Raw genomic sequence first — 17,000 nt, 5'->3', positions numbered from 1 at the left:
TGAGCGACCCGTCCCGCCCCCACGTCTTCGGGAGCCCCCATGACCACCGCCGTCGCCGCCCCCTTCCGGTTCTTCTCGCTCCGGGTCGCCCGGACCCGGCGGCTGTCGCCGTCCCTGGTCCGGGTGAGCTTCGCCGGGGAGGACCTGCGGCACTTCCTCTCCGACGGACACGACCAGTCGCTGTCGCTCTTCCTGCCGCACCCGGGGCAGGAGGAGCCGCGCGTTCCCGTCGAGCTGGGGGACGGCTGGTGGCAGGGCTGGCGTGAACTGCCGGACGACGTAAGGGCGGTGATGCGTTCGTACACGCTGAGCGGGCTGCGCGCCGACCCGCTGGGGCGCACGGTGGGGATCGACGTCGACTTCGTGCTGCACACCCCCGCCGGGCCCGCCTCCGCGTGGGCCGCGCGCGCGGCCGCCGGGGACCGGGTACTGCTGCTCGGCCCCGCGGTGGCCGACAACCGGGCGATCCGCTTCCGTCCGCCGCACGACGCCGATCTGCTGGTGCTGTGGGGCGACGAGAGCGCACTGCCGGCCGTCGCGTCGATCCTGGAGTCTTTGCCGGCCGACCGGCGCGCACGGGTCTGGCTCGAGGTCCACGACCCGGCAAACATCAGGGAGTTGCCGACCCGGGCGGCCGCCGAGGTCACCTGGGTGGTCGGGGAGGATTGCGTCGACGCCGTCCGCGCGGCCGCGCTGCCGCCCGCCAAGCGCCCGTACGTCTGGATCGCGGGCGAGTCGGGATCCGTGAAGGCGCTGCGCCGGCACTTCGTGCGGGAGCGCGGCGTGGACCGGCGCCGGGTCACCTTCGTCGGGTACTGGCGCCGGGGCATGAGCGAGGAACAGCTCCGCGCGACCGAGTAGCGGCACCGCGCCCCCGCAGCCTGCCTGCGGGGGCGCGCACGTGACCACCGTCACGGCACACCCAGGATTCCGGTGATCAAACCTAGGTTAGGCTAACCTAAGTTTGATCTGAGGTTCCGTCCCCGAACCGCCCCGCCCTCGCGTCCCGTCCCCACCCCCGGAGGACCCCCACCATGCGCTCGCACCTGCTCAATGACACGAACGCGGAGCACTATCGCCGCTCCGTGACCGAAGGAGTAGAGCGGGTGGCCGCCAAACTCGCCGCCACCGACCGTCCGTTCACCGGTGTCACGGTCGACGCCCTCGCGCCCCGCATCGACCGCATCGACCTCGACCGGCCCCTGGGCGACACCACCGCCGTGCTCGACGAGCTGGAGGAGGTCTACCTCCGCGACGCGGTCTACTTCCACCACCCCCGCTACCTCGCCCACCTCAACTGCCCCGTGGTCATCCCCGCCGTGCTGGGCGAGGCGGTCCTGTCCGCCGTCAACTCCTCCCTCGACACCTGGGACCAGTCGGCCGGCGGCACCCTCATCGAGCGCAGACTGATCGACTGGACGTGCGCCCGCGCCGGCCTCGGCCCCGCCGCCGACGGCGTGTTCACCTCCGGCGGCAGCCAGTCCAACCTCCAGGCCCTGCTGCTGGCCCGTGAGGAGGCGAAGTCCGACTCCCTCGCGCGACTGCGCGTCTTCGTCTCCGAAGCCGGCCACTTCAGCGTGCAGAAGTCGGCGAAACTGCTCGGCCTCGCCCCCGATGCCGTCGTCGCCGTCCCCGTCGACCACGACAAGCGCATGCAGACCGTGGCGCTCGCCCACGAGCTGGAGCGGTGCAGGAAGGACGGGCTCGTCCCCATGGCCGTCGTCGCCACCGCCGGCACCACCGACTTCGGCTCCATCGACCCGCTGCCCGAGATCGCCGAACTGTGCGCCCAGTTCGGCGCCTGGATGCACGTCGACGCCGCCTACGGCTGCGGGCTCCTCGCCTCCGTGAAGTACCGGGACCGCGCCGACGGCATCGAACGCGCCGACTCCGTCACCGTCGACTACCACAAGTCCTTCTTCCAGCCCGTGAGTTCCTCCGCGGTGCTGGTCCGCGACGCCTCCACGCTGCGCCACGCCACCTACCACGCCGAGTACCTCAACCCGCGCCGCATGGTGCGCGAGCGCATCCCCAACCAGGTGGACAAGTCCCTCCAGACCACCCGCCGGTTCGACGCCCTCAAGCTGTGGATGACCCTGCGCACCATGGGCGCCGACGGCATCGGTGCGCTCTTCGACGAGGTCTGCGACCTGGCCGCCGACGGCTGGCGCCTGCTGGCCGCCGACCCGCGCTTCGACGTCGTCGTCCGGCCGTCGCTGTCCACCCTCGTCTTCCGCTACGTCCCCGCCGCCGTCACCGACCCGGCCGAGACCGACCGCGCCAACCTGTACGCCCGAAAGGCCTTGTTCGCCTCCGGCGACGCGGTGGTCGCGGGCACCAAGGTCGGCACCCGCCACTACCTGAAGTTCACCCTGCTCAACCCCGAGACCACCACCGACGACATCGCCGCCGTCCTCGACCTGATCGCCGGCCACGCCGAGCAGTACCTGGGAGAGTCCCTTGACCGCGCCTGCTGAATCCCCGGACACCGTCCATGACTTCGTGGGGATCGGACTCGGCCCCTTCAACCTCGGCCTGGCCTGCCTGACCGAGCCCATCGCCGAACTCGACGGCCTCTTCCTGGAGTCGAAGCCCGACTTCGAGTGGCACGCGGGCATGTTCCTCGACGGCGCCCACCTCCAGACCCCGTTCATGTCGGACCTGGTCACCCTCGCCGACCCCACCTCGCCCTACTCCTTCCTCAACTACCTGAAGGAGAAGGGCCGGCTCTACTCGTTCTACATCCGCGAGAACTTCTACCCGCTGCGCGTCGAGTACGACGACTACTGCCGCTGGGCCGCCCACAAGCTGACCAGCGTGCGCTTCTCGACCACGGTCGCCGAGGTCACCTACGACGAGGGCGACGAGGTGTACGCGGTGCGGACCGCCGACGGCGATGTGCACCGCGCCCGCCGCCTGGTCCTGGGCACCGGCACCTCCCCCCACATACCGCCGGCCTGCGCCGGCCTCGGCGGCGACTTCCTGCACAACTCGCGCTACCTGCGGCACAAGGCGGACCTTCAGAAGAAGGAGTCGATCACCCTCGTCGGCTCCGGGCAGTCGGCCGCCGAGATCTACCTCGACCTGCTCTCCGAGATCGACGTGCACGGCTACCGGCTGAACTGGGTCACCCGCTCCCCGCGCTTCTTCCCGCTGGAGTACACCAAGCTCACCCTGGAGATGACCTCCCCGGAGTACGTCGACTACTTCCGGGCGCTGCCGGAGCACACCCGCTACCGCCTGGCCGCCGACCAGAAGGGCCTGTTCAAGGGCATCGACGGCGACCTCGTGAACGAGATCTTCGATCTGCTGTACCGCAAGAGCCTCGCCGGGCCCGTCCCCACCCGGCTCCTGACCAACTCGGCGCTCACCGGCGCGAGCCACGCCGACGGCACGTACACCCTCGCCTTCCGCCAGGAGGAACAGGGCAAGGACTTCGAACTGAGCAGCCAGGGACTGGTGCTGGCCACCGGCTACCACTACGCCGAGCCCGCGTTCCTCGCGCCGGTCGCGGACAGGCTGCGCCGCGACTCCCGCGGCAACTTCGACATCGGCCGCAACTACGCCATCGACACCACCGGCCGGGGCGTGTTCCTCCAGAACGCAGGCGTGCACGCGCACAGCGTCACCTCGCCCGACCTCGGCATGGGCGCCTACCGCAACAGCTGCATCATCCGCGAGCTGCTCGGGCGCGAGTACTACCCCGTCGAGAAGACCATCGCCTTCCAGGAGTTCGGCGTATGACCAGCCCCGCGGCCGTCGGCCGCCTCTCCCTCCGTCCCCTCGACCCGCTCTCCGACGCCGGGCTGCTGCACCGCTGGGTGACCCACCCCAAGGCCGCCTACTGGATGATGCAGAACGCGACGCTCGTGGACGTCGAGCGGGCCTACATGGACATCGCCGCCGACGAGCACCACCACGCCCTCCTCGGGCTGCACGACGGCGAACCGGCCTTCCTCATGGAGCACTACGACCCCGTCCACCGCGAGCTGGCGGGCCTGTACGAACCGCTCCCGGGCGACGTCGGCATGCACTTCCTGGTCGCCCCGACCGACCGGCCGGTGCACGGCTTCACCCGCGCGGTGATCACCGCCGTCATGGCGCACCTATTCGCCGACCCGGCGGTCCGGCGCGTCGTCGTCGAACCGGACGTCGGCAACAAGGCCGTGCACGCGCTCAACGAGGCCGTCGGCTTCGTGCCCGAGCGGGAGATCCGCAAGCCGGAGAAGACGGCGCTGCTGAGCTTCTGCACCCGCGAGCGGTTCACCGCGGCGACGGGGGTGACGGCATGACCCCCGCCGACGCCGTGGCCCACCTCTCCCCCGAGCACTGGGCCAGGGCCAACCGCCTGCTGGTGCGCAAGGCCCTCGCCGAGTTCGCCCACGAGCGGCTCGTCACGCCCGAGGCGCTCGACACGCTACGGGGACCCGTCGCGCCGGACGGGAGCGAGGGCCGGTACGTCGTCCGCAGCGACGACGCACTGACGTCCTACCGCTTCACCGCCGTCCGCCGCGCCCTCGACCACTGGCAGGTCGACGCCGACTCGATCACCCGCACCCGCGAGGGGGCCGAACTGCCCGTCGAGGCACTGGACTTCTTCGTCGAGCTGAGGAAGACCCTGGAGCTGAGCGACGAGATCCTGCCGGTCTACCTGGAGGAGATCTCCTCCACCCTCTCCAGCGCCTGCTACAAGTTCACCAAGCCCGCGACCACCTCGGCGGAACTGGTCCGCAGCGGCTTCCAGGCCATCGAGACCGGCATGACCGAGGGCCACCCCTGCTTCGTCGCCAACAACGGGCGGCTCGGCTTCGGCGTCCACGAGTACCTGTCGTACGCGCCGGAGACGGCGAGCCCGGTGCGGCTGGTGTGGCTGGCCGCGCACCGTTCGCGGGCCGCCTTCACGGCCGGGGCGGGCATCGCCTACGAGTCCTTCGTGCGCGAGGAGCTGGGCGACGCGACGGTCGACCGGTTCGACGCGGTCCTGCGCGGGCGCGGCCTGGACCCGGCCGACTACCTCCTCGTCCCCGTCCACCCCTGGCAGTGGTGGAACAAGCTCGCCGTCACCTTCGCGGCCGAGATCGCCCGCCAGAACCTGGTGTGCCTGGGCGAGGGCGACGACGAGTACCTGGCGCAGCAAAGCATCCGCACCTTCTTCAACCGCACCCACCCCGAGAAGCACTACGTCAAGACGGCCCTGTCCGTGCTCAACATGGGGTTCATGCGCGGCCTCTCGGCCGCCTACATGGAGGCCACCCCGGCCATCAACGACTGGCTGGCACGGCTCATCGACAACGACCCGGTGCTGAAGTCGACCGGACTGTCGATCATCCGCGAGCGGGCTGCCGTCGGCTACCGGCACCTGGAGTACGAGGCCGCGACGGACCGCCACTCCCCCTACCGCAAGATGCTCGCGGCGCTGTGGCGGGAGAGCCCCGTGCCGGCGCTGCGGGAGGGCGAGTCGCTCGCGACGATGGCCTCCCTGATCCATGTGGACCACGAGGGCCGGTCGGTGGCCGGCGCGCTGATCGAGCGCTCCGGCCTGGCCCCGGCCGACTGGCTGCGCGCCTACCTCCAGGCCTACTACACGCCCCTGCTGCACAGCTTCTACGCCTACGACCTGGTGTTCATGCCGCACGGCGAGAACACCATCCTGGTCCTGAAGGACGGCGTCGTGCAGCGGGCGGTCTACAAGGACATCGCCGAGGAGATCGCCGTCATGGACCCGGACGCGGTGCTGCCGCCCGAGGTCCGGCGCATCCGCGTCGACGTGCCCGACGACACGAAGCTCCTGTCGATCTTCACGGACGTCTTCGACTGCTTCTTCCGCTTCCTCGCCGCCGCTCTCGCCGACGAGGGGATCCTGGCGGAGGACGGCTTCTGGCGCACGGTCGCCGAGGTCACCCGCGCCTACCAGGAGGCGAACCCCGAACTGGCCGACCGGTTCCGCCGGTACGACCTGTTCGCCCCGGAGTTCGCCCTGTCCTGCCTCAACCGCCTCCAGCTGCGCGACAACCGGCAGATGGTGGACCTGGCCGACCCCTCGGGCGCCCTCCAGCTGGTCGGCACCCTGCGCAACCCCGTCGCGGGGTTCTGACCGGCCCGGCGGGCTCCGCGGGCACGGTTCCCGCCGGAGCCCGTCGCCGCGCCGGCCGGCCGCCGTGTGCCCGCACCGGGCCGGTGGAACAATCCCCGCATGGCGGAAATCCTGCAGAAGGACGGCACGTGGATCTTCGACGGCGACGCCCTGCGGCTGACGCCGGGACGGGACAGGAACGTCGGCCTGCTCCGCCGGGAGCTGGGTGAACTCGTCGTCCCGCTGCGGGCGTTGGCGGGTGTGTCGTTCGAGCAGGGCAAGCGGGCCGGGCGGCTCAGGCTGCGGCTGCGGGACGGGGCCGATCCGCTGCTCCAGGCGACCGGCGGCAGGCTGGCCGAGCCGCACGACCCGTACCAGCTGCTCGTCGAGTCCGACCGGTACGGCGTCGCCGAGTACCTCGTGGACGAGGTGCGCCGCGCGCTGCTGCTGGACGAGGTCCCGTCCGACCCGGTGGACTCCTATCTGCTCCCGGGCCCGCCGGTGCCCCTGTCCGTGTCCGCCGGGGACGGCACCGCGAGCTTCGACGGCGAGACCGTACGGCTGGAGTGGAACTGGAAGACGGAGGAGGCCAAGTCGTCCGCGGGACCGCGCACGCTGGCGCTCGCGGACATCGAGGGCGTGGAGTGGCAGCCCGCGGTGGGGCTGGAGAACGGCGCCCTGCGGTTCCGGCCGCGGCACAAGTCCGCCACGGCCCCGCCGAAGTACGACCCGAACGCGGTGGAGCTGTGGGGCTTTCGCAGGGACCCCCTGATGGCCCTGGTCGCGGCGGCCGTGCAGGCACGGCTCCCGCATCCGGGCGCCGCCGCGGCGGCGGCGGACGCCGTGCGGCCGCTGCTGCCGGCTCCCGCGGCCGAGGGCGACCACGACGCGCTGCTGCGCCGGCTGCGCGAGCTGGGCGGCCTGCACCGTGACGGCGTGCTGACGGACGACGAGTTCGCCCTGGCCAAGCAGGCGGTCCTCAAGCGCCTGTAGCGCGGGCCAGGACCGCCTGCCGCCGGAGCCGGACCGGCGCGGGGGCTACTTCGCCCTGCGGGCCACCGTGAAGTGGTCGATGCGGTCGCCGGTCTCCGCGATGCCCTGGACCTTCAGGGTCGTGTAGTGGCCCCTGGGCGCGGGAGCGACGTCCACGCGCAGGAACGAGTAGTTCAGGTAGCGCACGCGCGACCAGGTGACGGTCTCGTCCTTCCTGCCGTCCTTGAGGTTGACGAACGAGGCCACCGACTCGGCCTCGTTCTCGTGGCCCTCGTAGGAGTCCGGGGCGGAGAACGCGTACAGGCTGCGGCCTGCCGCGCCCGCCGTCACGTAGACGACGCCCTCGGTCTCGGGGTAGGCCGTGCCGCCGATCGGGAGCTTCTTGGCGACCGCGCCGCCCCTGATGACGTCGGTGCGCTCGTACTGGTGGTTGTGCCCGTTGATGACGAGGTCCACCCGGTACTCGTCGAACAGCGGCACCCACTCCTGACGCACGCCGCCCTCCGAGGCGTGCGCGGTGGAGGTGCAGTAGGCGCAGTGGTGGAAGAACACCACGACGAAGTCGATGTCCTTCGAGGCGCGGAAGGCCCTCAGCCGCGCCTCCAGCCACCTGGTCTGGGTGCCGCCGGAGATGCCGAGGTTCGCCGGGATCTCGAAGGAGACGTCGTTGGGGTCCAGCGAGATGACCGCCGTGTTGCCGTGGACGAAGGAGTAGACGCCCGGCAGGTTCTTCTTGTCGGGACCGTTGCCGGGGAGGTTCCAGCGGGCCTCCTCGCCGCCGTAGCCGTTGGGCGAGTACCAGGCCTCCATGTCGTGGTTGCCGTACGACACCATCCACGGCACCGACTTGGAGACGGACTCGGTCTGGGCGAGGAACTGGTCCCAGGTGCGCGCGTCGAAGACGCTGTCGGAGGTCTTGCCCTGCCCGGCCGGGTCGCCGTAGGCGATGTCGCCGGCGTGCAGGTGGAAGGCCGGGTTCTGGCCGAGGATCAGGCTGTCGTTGGCCAGCGCGTGGTAGCTGACGCCCTGGTCGCCGAAGGCCGTGAAGGTGAAGGGCGCCTTGTGGGCGGGGGCCGTGGTGAAGGTGCCGAGGGTGCCCAGGAGATGCGGGGCGGCCGGGTCGAAGCCCGTGTGCCCGACGCCGTAGTAGTACGTCCTGCCCGGCTTGAGGCGGGTCAGCTCGGCGTGCACGTAGTACTGGGTGTGGTCGCCGCTCGCGCCGACGCCGGCCGGGGTGTGGAGGGTGCGCACCTCCGCCTCGATCTTGCGGGAGAGGTCCCAGGGGTGGGCGCCGATGCGGATGAACGGCTTCCTCACCGCGACCGGCACCTGCCAGGAGACGGTCATCTCGGTGCGCGGGTCGCCGCCGTAGGCGAGGTGGCGGCCGAAGGGGGCGACGAGGGCGCCGTCGACGGGCTCGGTGTGCGAGAGCGGCCGGGTGCGGGCGGCGGCCTGTGCCGTGGCGCCGGTCACGAACGCGCCACCGGTGACGGCGCCCAGCGTGACCGCGCCGCCTCTGATCATCGTGCGCCGGGAGAACCTGGTGCGCAGGTACTCGTGCTGCTCGGCCATGCTCATGCGGTCGGCGAGCCGCTCGGGTACGCCCATGCGAGGAGTGTCCATGACGTCTGAAACTCGTCGTCTCCGGCGACGGCCCGCAAGACGCCGGATGGACGGTTCGCGAACAGCGGCCCATAACACATTCAATGTTCCACCAAGGCCCCTTGACAGCGGCCTGCCCGAAATCGGGCACGTTTCTTGCGAAACCGGCTCGCGTACCCCAGGATCTACCGGGTGCACGAGGAACTTGTCGATCACCTGACGCGCTCCACCCCCCTCCAGCGGGGCGAGGCGCTGCGGGTGATCCAGGACGTGCTCGCCTACTTCGACGAGACGACCGAGGACTACGTCCGTCGCCGCCACCGCGAGCTCCAGGCCCAGGGCCTGGTGAACGCGGAGATCTTCGAACGGATCGAGGCGGACCTGAAATACCGTGCGGTGGCGCCGCCCGAGCTGACGCTCAGGCAACTGCGGCGCATCGTCTACGGCTGAACCGAAGCTTGGGGATACGTATACATGTGCGGAATCGTCGGATACATCGGGAAGCGTGACGTCGCTCCCCTGCTCCTGGAGGGCCTTCAGCGCCTGGAGTACCGCGGCTACGACTCGGCCGGCATAGTCGTCACCTCGCCGAAGACGGCCGGCCTGAAGATGGTCAAGGCCAAGGGCCGGGTGCGCGACCTGGAGGCCAAGGTCCCGGCCCGCTTCAAGGGCACGACCGGCATCGCCCACACCCGCTGGGCCACCCACGGCGCCCCCTCCGACGTGAACGCCCACCCGCACATGTCGGCCGACCTCAAGGTCGCCGTCGTCCACAACGGCATCATCGACAACGCCTCCGACCTGCGCAAGAAGCTCGAAGCCGACGGCGTCGAGTTCCTCTCCGAGACGGACACCGAGGTCCTCGTCCACCTCGTCGCCCGCGCCCAGGCCGACAAGCTCGAGGACAAGGTCCGCGAGGCGCTGCGCGTCGTCGAGGGCACGTACGGCATCGCCGTGATGCACGCCGACTTCTCCGACCGCATCGTCGTCGCCCGCAACGGCTCCCCGGTCGTCCTCGGCATCGGCGAGAAGGAGATGTTCGTCGCCTCGGACATCGCCGCGCTCGTCGCCCACACCCGGCAGATAGTCACCCTCGACGACGGCGAGATGGCCACCCTCAAGGCGGACGACTTCCGCACCTACACCACCGAGGGCACCCGCACCACCGCCGAGCCGACGACCGTGGAGTGGGAGGCCGCCTCCTACGACATGGGCGGCCACGACACCTACATGCACAAGGAGATCCACGAGCAGGCCGACGCCGTGGACCGCGTGCTGCGCGGCCGCATCGACGACCGCTTCTCCACCGTGCACCTCGGCGGCCTCAACCTGGACGCCCGCGAGGCGCGCCAGATCCGCCGCGTCAAGATCCTGGGCTGCGGCACCTCGTACCACGCGGGCATGATCGGCGCCCAGATGATCGAGGAGCTGGCCCGCATCCCCGCGGACGCCGAGCCCGCGTCCGAGTTCCGCTACCGCAACGCGGTCGTGGACCCCGACACGCTGTACATCGCCGTCTCGCAGTCCGGTGAGACGTACGACGTGCTGGCGGCCGTCCAGGAGCTGAAGCGCAAGGGCGCCCGGGTGCTGGGCGTGGTCAACGTGGTCGGCTCGGCGATCGCCCGCGAGGCGGACGGCGGCGTCTACGTGCACGCCGGCCCCGAGGTCTGCGTCGTGTCCACCAAGTGCTTCACCAACACGACGGTGGCCTTCGCGCTGCTCGCGCTGCACCTGGGCCGCACCCGCGACCTCTCGGTGCGCGACGGCAAGCGGATCATCGAGGGCCTGCGCAAGCTGCCCGCCCAGATCGCCGAGATCATGGAGCAGGAGGCGGAGATCGAGAAGCTGGCCGAGGAGCTGGCCGAGGCCCGCTCGATGCTCTTCATCGGCCGCGTCCGGGGCTACCCGGTCGCCCGCGAGGCCTCGCTGAAGCTCAAGGAGGTCTCCTACATCCACGCCGAGGCCTACCCGGCCTCCGAGCTGAAGCACGGTCCGCTGGCCCTCATCGAGCCCGCGCTCCCGACGGTCGCGATCGTCCCCGACGACGACCTGCTGGAGAAGAACCGCGCGGCCCTGGAGGAGATCAAGGCCCGCAGCGGGCGGATCGTCGCCGTCGCCCACCGCGAGCAGGAGAAGGCGGACCGCACGATCGTCGTCCCCAAGAACGAGGACGAGCTCGACCCGATCCTCATGGGCATCCCGCTCCAGCTCCTCGCCTACTACACGGCGAAGGCGCTGGGCCGTGACATCGACAAGCCGCGCAACCTGGCGAAGTCCGTCACCGTCGAGTAGCCGCCCGCCGGGGCGCGGGACGACCGCGCGGGCCGGCGGACACGAACGGGCCCCCTGTGCCGCCACCGCGCACAGGGGGCCCGCCGCATCCGCCGGGGAGGCCCGTCCCCCCGGCGCCGGCTGCCGGTTCAGCCCGCGGCCGTCACACCGGGGCGGGCAGCACGCCGGGAGACCGTCGTGGGCCAGTGCGCCAGGGCCGCCGTCGCCGTGTACCAGGCGACCGCGCCCGCCGCGACGGCGAACCAGCCGCCCGCCTTGGCGAGAGCGCCGCTGTCGGCGAACCGGGCGACGGCCGCCAGGACCAGGCCGACGCAGAACAGCCCGTGGGCCGCCTGGCCGAGCTGGTCGCCGCCGGCGAGGGCCAGCGAGAGGGCCACGAGGGCGAACAGGAGCAGGAAGAGCCCTGCCGCGTTGTCGGAGACCTGGGCGCCGGCGGAGACCGCCCAGGTGAACCAGAAGGCGCCGAGGACGGTGTGGGCGGTGCCGGCGGCCGCGTCGCCCTGGCGCAGGGCGAGCAGGCCGGCGAGGAAGAGCGCGACGCCGCCGACGTAGTGGGCGATGGACACGGCGTCCGCTGCCGTCACGCCGTCGATGAGGTCGGTGTACCCCAGCCCGAAGGCCAGCAGGGTGACGCCGAGGGCGAGTCGGCCGGCGATCGTGGTGGTGCTGCTTCCCGCAGAGACGTCGTTGTCCACGGCAAGCTCCCTTCATGCATGTGCAGTTGTGTGAGCCGTATATGCCCTTCACAAAGGCACAAACACCCCTACGCGTCAGTAGTTTCGCGCTGCGCGCACAGGGGGTCCGAGGGCTCCCCGACCTCATCCCACCGGGGAGCGAAGGGAGTTGCGGGAGTTACGGGATGACGATCACGGGGCGTTTGGCGCGCTTGGCGAGCCGCCCCGCGACGGAGCCGAAGATCCGGCCGACGAGACCGTGCGTGGAGCCGACGACGATCGCGTCGGCCTCGTACTCCCGCCCGACCTCTTCGAGCTCGTGACAGATGTCGCCGCCGCGCTCGACCAGGATCCAGGGGACCTCGGCGAGGTAGTCCGCGCACGCCAGCTCCAGACCGAGCACCTCGGTGCGGTGGTCGGGCACGTCGACGAAGACGGGCGGCTCGCAGCCCGCCCACACCGTGGTGGGCAGCCGGTTGGCGACATGGACGATGATCAGGCCCGATCCGGAGCGATGGGCCATGCCGATCGCGTACGCGAGGGCCCGCTCGCTGGACGTGGAGCCGTCGAAACCGACGACCACCCCGTGCTTGAAGGCGGGATCGCAGGAATGACGTGCCTCTTCAGCCGCCAGGGGCTCGGCCGCCGTGGGGTCGGCGACGGGCCGCTTGCGGTCCGCGGGTTCGAAGAATTCGTGACCGGCCATGGCTGTCTCGGCGTATCGATCCTTATACGGGTGGGACGGCGGTGAGCGGCGGAGCTGTCCGGGAATCCTCTTCCCAACCCCATACCCCCAAGGGTACGGCGGCACGCCTCCTGGGCCCAGAGCCCGCACGCCCCCGGTGGGGGTTCCAGGGAGCATGCACGAGCGGACGCCCGTAACGCAATGGTTGCTGCCCCGTACAGGCGGTTTGCACGGACCGCGGCCGAGACCGGACCCCCTCCGGCAGTGACCGACCGCGCGAAGGGGCGTTGAACCCCGTGAACCGCCGCCCCCGGCCGAGCCCCGCCGCACGGCGGCGCGGACCGAACGCCGCCGCCCAGGAAGGAGTCCGCCCGATGCGCCCGCCCCGCCCCGCCCCCGAGCCCCGCCCCGGCGAGGACCGGACGACCGACCTGATCCGCTGGGCGGCCTTCACCTGCGTCCTGGTCCCGGTGGTCCTGCTCGGCTACGGCGCCTCCCTCGCCGGGGCCGCCGGCACCGCCCTCGGCCTCGCCGCCGTCACGGCCGTCTGCCGGGTGCTGCTGCGCCGGTCCGAGCGGTGCGCGGCCCGGCTGCTGGCCGACGAGCCCGCACCCGGGGCGCACCACCGGGGGCGCCACCAGCGCACCGGAACGGGGCCGCGCCGCGGCGGTCGTCACTCCGGGGGAAACTCACCGGTCGGTTGACCGGTTTTCACGCACGGAACCGCTTGTTTTCAGCCAACTTCCGGTAAGTGTGCATCTCTTGCCGTAACCACCCCCCACCCCCCGTTCCACCTGCACGGAAAGGGGGCCGGGGCACCCGTGCACCCTATGGGGATTGGCCACCGCACCGAGGCGCACTTCCCTGCACGGCCCGTGAGTGCAACGCTTCGTGATCGAATGCTTCACGCCAAGTTGCCATGTCGACAATCTGCCGGATGGTGAACTGGCCACGCCGGCATCAGGCGACACAGTAGATTCGATCTTGACTGTCTACGGCGGGGGACTCGTGCAGGACCAAGGGGAAACGTGCAGGAGCGACACAACCGAGGAGCCGCGACCACCGAGGGGGGCTTAGCAGGATGAGCCACGACTCCACTGCCGCACCGGAAGCCGTGGCCCGGAAACTGTCCGGGCGACGACGCAAGGAGATCGTCGCGGTGCTGCTGTTCAGCGGCGGCCCCATATTCGAGAGTTCCATTCCGCTGTCGGTGTTCGGGATTGACCGCCAGGACGCCGGCGTGCCGCGCTACCGCTTGTTGGTGTGCGGCGGCGAGGAAGGCCCGCTGCGGACCACAGGGGGCCTGGAACTCACCGCACCACACGGCCTGGAGGCGATCTCGCGGGCGGGCACGGTCGTCGTGCCCGCCTGGCGTTCGATCACGTCGCCACCGCCGGAGGAAGCGCTCGACGCACTGCGCCGGGCGCACGAGGAGGGCGCCCGCATAGTGGGCCTGTGCACCGGCGCGTTCGTGCTGGCCGCCGCGGGCCTGCTGGACGGCCGTCCGGCCACCACCCACTGGATGTACGCGCCGACGCTGGCCAAGCGCTATCCGTCGGTCCATGTGGATCCACGGGAGCTGTTCGTCGACGACGGCGACGTGCTGACGTCGGCCGGCACCGCGGCCGGAATCGATCTGTGCCTGCACATCGTGCGCACGGATCACGGTAACGAGGCGGCGGGCGCGCTGGCCCGGCGTCTCGTGGTGCCACCGCGCCGATCGGGCGGCCAGGAGCGCTACCTCGACCGGTCTTTACCCGAGGAGATCGGCGCCGACCCGCTGGCCGAGGTCGTCGCCTGGGCGCTGGAGCACCTCCACGAGCAGTTCGACGTGGAGACGCTCGCCGCGCGCGCCTACATGAGCCGGCGCACCTTCGACCGCCGCTTCCGGTCGCTGACCGGCAGCGCGCCGTTGCAGTGGCTGATCACCCAGCGGGTGCTCCAGGCGCAGCGGCTGCTGGAGACGTCGGACTACTCGGTGGACGAGGTCGCGGGCCGCTGCGGCTTCCGCTCGCCGGTGGCCCTGCGCGGCCACTTCCGCCGCCAGCTCGGCTCGTCGCCGGCGGCGTACCGGGCGGCCTACCGGGCGCGCAGGCCGCAGGGCGAGCGGCCGACGGACAGCGAGCCGTCGTCCCCGCCCCCACCGCCGCCGTCGCTGCACCCGGAGTCGCCCGGACCGGTGCCTCCGCAGATCCGGCGCACGGCCTCGCCCACGGCCGGGGCGATGGGCTCGTCGGCGTCCCTGTTGTCCGAGCACGCGCGTGAGGCGTACGCGGCCTCGCGGGCGAGTGTGCCGGGGCAGCGCAGCGGCATGTGAACGACCCCGGACGCCGGACGGCCCGCATGAAGCGGCCCGTCCGGCGTCCGGGCGCGCCCCGGCACGTCCGCCGAGGGCGGTGGACACCGGGACGCCTCAAAAGGCGACGTCAGCTTTAGGGTGGTCGCATGAACGATCGCATGGTGTGGATCGACTGCGAGATGACCGGCCTCTCGCTGTCCGACGACGCTCTCATCGAGGTAGCCGCCCTCGTCACCGACTCCGAGCTGAACATCCTCGGCGACGGTGTGGACATCGTCATCCGCCCGCCGGACCGGGCGCTGGAGACGATGCCGGAGGTGGTGCGTCAGATGCACACCGCGTCCGGACTGCTCGACGAACTGGCGGGCGGCACGACGCTCGCCGAGGCCGAGGCACAGGTCCTCGCCTATGTGCGGGAACACGTGAAGGAGCCGGGCAAGGCTCCCCTGTGCGGGAACTCCGTGGGCACCGACCGCGGTTTCCTGGCCCGGGACATGGCGGCCCTGGAGGACTACCTCCACTACCGGATCGTCGACGTCTCCTCGATCAAGGAGCTGGCCCGGCGCTGGTACCCGCGCGCGTACTTCAACAGCCCCGAGAAGAACGGCAACCACCGCGCCCTCGCCGACATCCGCGAGTCCATCGCGGAACTGCGCTACTACCGCGAGGCCGTCTTCGTGCCGCAGCCCGGCCCCGACTCCGACACCGCGAAGTCGATCGCGGCCAAGCACGTCCTGCCCGCGAACTGAGCCCTTACGACGACGCTCCGGCGGCCCCGGGAAAAGCCGTGCGCGAGCACCCCTTCGGACCCTGTACACTTTTTCTCGGCCGGTAGGGAGACCACAAAGTCCAACTGCCGGGCGTGGTGGGTGTAGCTCAGCTGGTAGAGCACCTGGTTGTGGTCCAGGATGCCGCGGGTTCGAGTCCCGTCACTCACCCTGAGTCATCAGCCGGTGACTTCCCGCAAGGGAGGTCACCGGCTGTTGGCGTTGTGCGGGCGTCCCGGTCGCGTCGGACGCGCGGGCCCCCGGTGGGGGCCCGCTTCACGCCGTCGCCCGTGCCGCCGTCACGACGAAGCGCGCTCCACCAGCTTCGTCGGCAGCACCACCTGGCGCCGCTGCGGCCCCCCGGGCACCGTCGGGCCGCTTCCCGCGATCTCCGACAGCAGCAGGTCGATCATCCTGCGGCCCATCTCCTCGATGGGCTGACGGACGCTGGTGAGCGGCGGGTCCATGTGACGGGCTATGGCCGAGTCGTCGTACCCCACCAGCGCCACGTCGTCCGGGATACGGCGGCCCTGCTCGCGCAGGACCTGCCGGGCGCCCGCCGCCATCACGTCCGAACCCGCGAACACCGCGTCCAGGCCGGGGCGCCGGCCGAGCAGCGCGGCCATCGCACGGCGCCCGCCCTCCTCGGTGAAGTCCCCCGGCTCGATGAGCTGTTCGTCGGCCGCGTGCCCGGCGTCACGCAGCGCCTCGCGGTAGCCGTCGACGCGGCGCTGCGCGCCGTACACGTCGAGGCGCCCGGTGATGTGAGCGATCTCGCGGCAGCCGCGGGCCAGCAGGTGCTCGACGGCCGAGCGGCCGCCGCCGTAGTTGTCGGAGTCCACCGACGCCAGCGCCTCACGCGCCGACCTCGGGCCGCTGATCACGGCGGGAATCTCCAGCTGGGCGAGCAGGTCGGGCAGCGGGTCGTCGGCGTGCACGGACACCAGCAGCACGCCGTCCACCCGGTGCGCCGCCAGGTACTCGGCGAGCCGGCGGCGCTCCTTGTCGCTGCCCGCGAAGATCAGCAGCAGCTGCATCTCGGTGTCCGAGAGCTCGGCGCCGACGCCCTTCAGCATGTCCGAGAAGTAGGGCTCCGCGAAGAAGCGCGTCTCCGACTCGGGGACGACCAGCGCGATGGCGTCCGTCCGGTTGGCGGCCAGGGCACGGGCTGCCGTGTTGGGGACGTACCCGAGTTCGGCGACCGCCGCCTCGACGGCCGCGCGGGTCGCGTCGCTCACCCGGGGCGAGCCGTTGATGACCCGGGAGACCGTGCCACGACCGACTCCGGCACGAGCGGCGACCTCCTCCAGGGTCGGCCGACGGCCGCCCCGGCTCCGCCCACTGCTGACCGCCATGGTCGCCGCCTTCCGTTCGCAGCACTCAGGGCCAGGAATGTAACAAACGTGGCCCGGGCCCTCCCTGGCCCATTCTCCCTCGCCGACCGGCGGCTTTCCGCACCGGTCGGCCCGGGAGGGACGGCCGGGGCCGGGCAGCGTCCGCCCCCGCGCGTGCCCGGCCCCGGCCACGCCCCGCCGCCCGGCCCGTCCTTCGGGCGGACGGCGCTCCTTCCGGAACACGCCCCAGCCGCCCCGCGGCCCGCTCACACGGGTGCTTC

15 protein-coding genes and 1 tRNA gene are annotated in these 17,000 nt (G+C 71.5%); 12 read left to right on the top strand and 4 right to left on the bottom strand.

Annotated elements, in window-relative coordinates:
- Positions 1-39 precede the first annotated feature (39 nt).
- From ACGFSH_RS01055 to ACGFSH_RS01030, 6 genes are all read left to right on the top strand, one after another.
- Positions 40-861 (top strand): siderophore-interacting protein, encoded by an 822-nt coding sequence (locus ACGFSH_RS01055; RefSeq protein WP_393343670.1) that lies wholly within the window; start codon positions 40-42, stop codon positions 859-861.
- Positions 862-1,034: 173 nt separating this feature from the next.
- On the top strand, positions 1,035-2,477 hold the full coding sequence (desA, locus tag ACGFSH_RS01050) for a lysine decarboxylase DesA (protein WP_393343668.1): 1,443 nt from the start codon (positions 1,035-1,037) through the stop codon (positions 2,475-2,477).
- Positions 2,461-3,744, top strand: coding sequence for a lysine N(6)-hydroxylase/L-ornithine N(5)-oxygenase family protein (locus tag ACGFSH_RS01045; protein ID WP_393343666.1), 1,284 nt, complete (start codon positions 2,461-2,463; stop codon positions 3,742-3,744). Before desA ends, ACGFSH_RS01045 begins: the two co-directional genes overlap by 17 nt.
- On the top strand, positions 3,741-4,292 hold the full coding sequence (locus ACGFSH_RS01040) for a GNAT family N-acetyltransferase (RefSeq protein ID WP_393343664.1): 552 nt from the start codon (positions 3,741-3,743) through the stop codon (positions 4,290-4,292). Before ACGFSH_RS01045 ends, ACGFSH_RS01040 begins: the two co-directional genes overlap by 4 nt.
- The gene (locus tag ACGFSH_RS01035; RefSeq protein WP_393343662.1) at positions 4,289-6,094 is read left to right on the top strand and encodes an IucA/IucC family protein; all 1,806 of its coding nucleotides are present in this window, start codon (positions 4,289-4,291) and stop codon (positions 6,092-6,094) included. The genes ACGFSH_RS01040 and ACGFSH_RS01035 overlap by 4 nt, the downstream gene beginning before the upstream one ends.
- Before the next feature lie 99 nt (positions 6,095-6,193).
- Positions 6,194-7,066, top strand: a complete 873-nt coding sequence (locus ACGFSH_RS01030) for a DUF4429 domain-containing protein (protein ID WP_393343660.1) — start codon at positions 6,194-6,196, stop codon at positions 7,064-7,066.
- Positions 7,067-7,111: 45 nt separating this feature from the next.
- Here ACGFSH_RS01030 and ACGFSH_RS01025 read toward each other — a convergent pair whose 3' ends face one another.
- Complete coding sequence (locus ACGFSH_RS01025) at positions 7,112-8,674, bottom strand: purple acid phosphatase family protein (protein ID WP_393343658.1); 1,563 nt, start codon at positions 8,672-8,674, stop codon at positions 7,112-7,114.
- Positions 8,675-8,860: 186 nt separating this feature from the next.
- Between ACGFSH_RS01025 and ACGFSH_RS01020 the strand changes: the two genes are divergently transcribed.
- Positions 8,861-9,118: a hypothetical protein gene (locus ACGFSH_RS01020; RefSeq protein WP_329410215.1), complete on the top strand. Its 258-nt coding sequence runs from the start codon at positions 8,861-8,863 to the stop codon at positions 9,116-9,118.
- Positions 9,119-9,142: 24 nt separating this feature from the next.
- The gene (glmS, locus tag ACGFSH_RS01015) at positions 9,143-10,960 is read left to right on the top strand and encodes a glutamine--fructose-6-phosphate transaminase (isomerizing) (RefSeq protein WP_329410216.1); all 1,818 of its coding nucleotides are present in this window, start codon (positions 9,143-9,145) and stop codon (positions 10,958-10,960) included.
- 128 nt (positions 10,961-11,088) lie between these two features.
- Here glmS and ACGFSH_RS01010 read toward each other — a convergent pair whose 3' ends face one another.
- Together ACGFSH_RS01010 and ACGFSH_RS01005 are read right to left on the bottom strand one after the other, a co-directional pair.
- Positions 11,089-11,655 (bottom strand): GPR1/FUN34/YaaH family transporter, encoded by a 567-nt coding sequence (locus ACGFSH_RS01010; RefSeq protein ID WP_393343655.1) that lies wholly within the window; start codon positions 11,653-11,655, stop codon positions 11,089-11,091.
- Positions 11,656-11,812: 157 nt separating this feature from the next.
- Complete coding sequence (locus tag ACGFSH_RS01005; protein ID WP_329410220.1) at positions 11,813-12,340, bottom strand: universal stress protein; 528 nt, start codon at positions 12,338-12,340, stop codon at positions 11,813-11,815.
- A gap of 353 nt (positions 12,341-12,693) precedes the next feature.
- Here ACGFSH_RS01005 and ACGFSH_RS01000 point away from each other — a divergent pair, with 353 nt between their 5' ends.
- The 4 genes from ACGFSH_RS01000 (at position 12,694) to ACGFSH_RS00985 (ending at position 15,556) form a co-directional block, all read left to right on the top strand.
- Positions 12,694-13,023 carry a hypothetical protein gene (locus ACGFSH_RS01000; RefSeq protein ID WP_393343653.1) on the top strand — a complete coding sequence of 110 codons (330 nt, stop codon included), beginning with the start codon at positions 12,694-12,696 and terminating at the stop codon, positions 13,021-13,023.
- 377 nt (positions 13,024-13,400) lie between these two features.
- On the top strand, positions 13,401-14,636 hold the full coding sequence (locus tag ACGFSH_RS00995; RefSeq protein WP_393343651.1) for a helix-turn-helix domain-containing protein: 1,236 nt from the start codon (positions 13,401-13,403) through the stop codon (positions 14,634-14,636).
- Positions 14,637-14,764: 128 nt separating this feature from the next.
- Positions 14,765-15,367, top strand: a complete 603-nt coding sequence (orn, locus tag ACGFSH_RS00990) for an oligoribonuclease (protein WP_393343649.1) — start codon at positions 14,765-14,767, stop codon at positions 15,365-15,367.
- Positions 15,368-15,483: 116 nt separating this feature from the next.
- Positions 15,484-15,556: transfer RNA gene (locus ACGFSH_RS00985), tRNA-His, on the top strand.
- Positions 15,557-15,684: 128 nt separating this feature from the next.
- On the opposite strand, the gene ACGFSH_RS00980 is transcribed toward ACGFSH_RS00985, so the two are convergent.
- Complete coding sequence (locus tag ACGFSH_RS00980; protein ID WP_393343647.1) at positions 15,685-16,740, bottom strand: LacI family DNA-binding transcriptional regulator; 1,056 nt, start codon at positions 16,738-16,740, stop codon at positions 15,685-15,687.
- Positions 16,741-17,000 lie beyond the last annotated feature (260 nt).

The organism is Streptomyces sp. NPDC048481 (genome assembly GCF_043200075.1).
Classification (GTDB): Bacteria; Actinomycetota; Actinomycetes; order Streptomycetales; family Streptomycetaceae; genus Streptomyces.
Note: the sequence above shows the minus strand (reverse complement) of the source record. Positions and strands in the feature narration are given on the sequence as shown.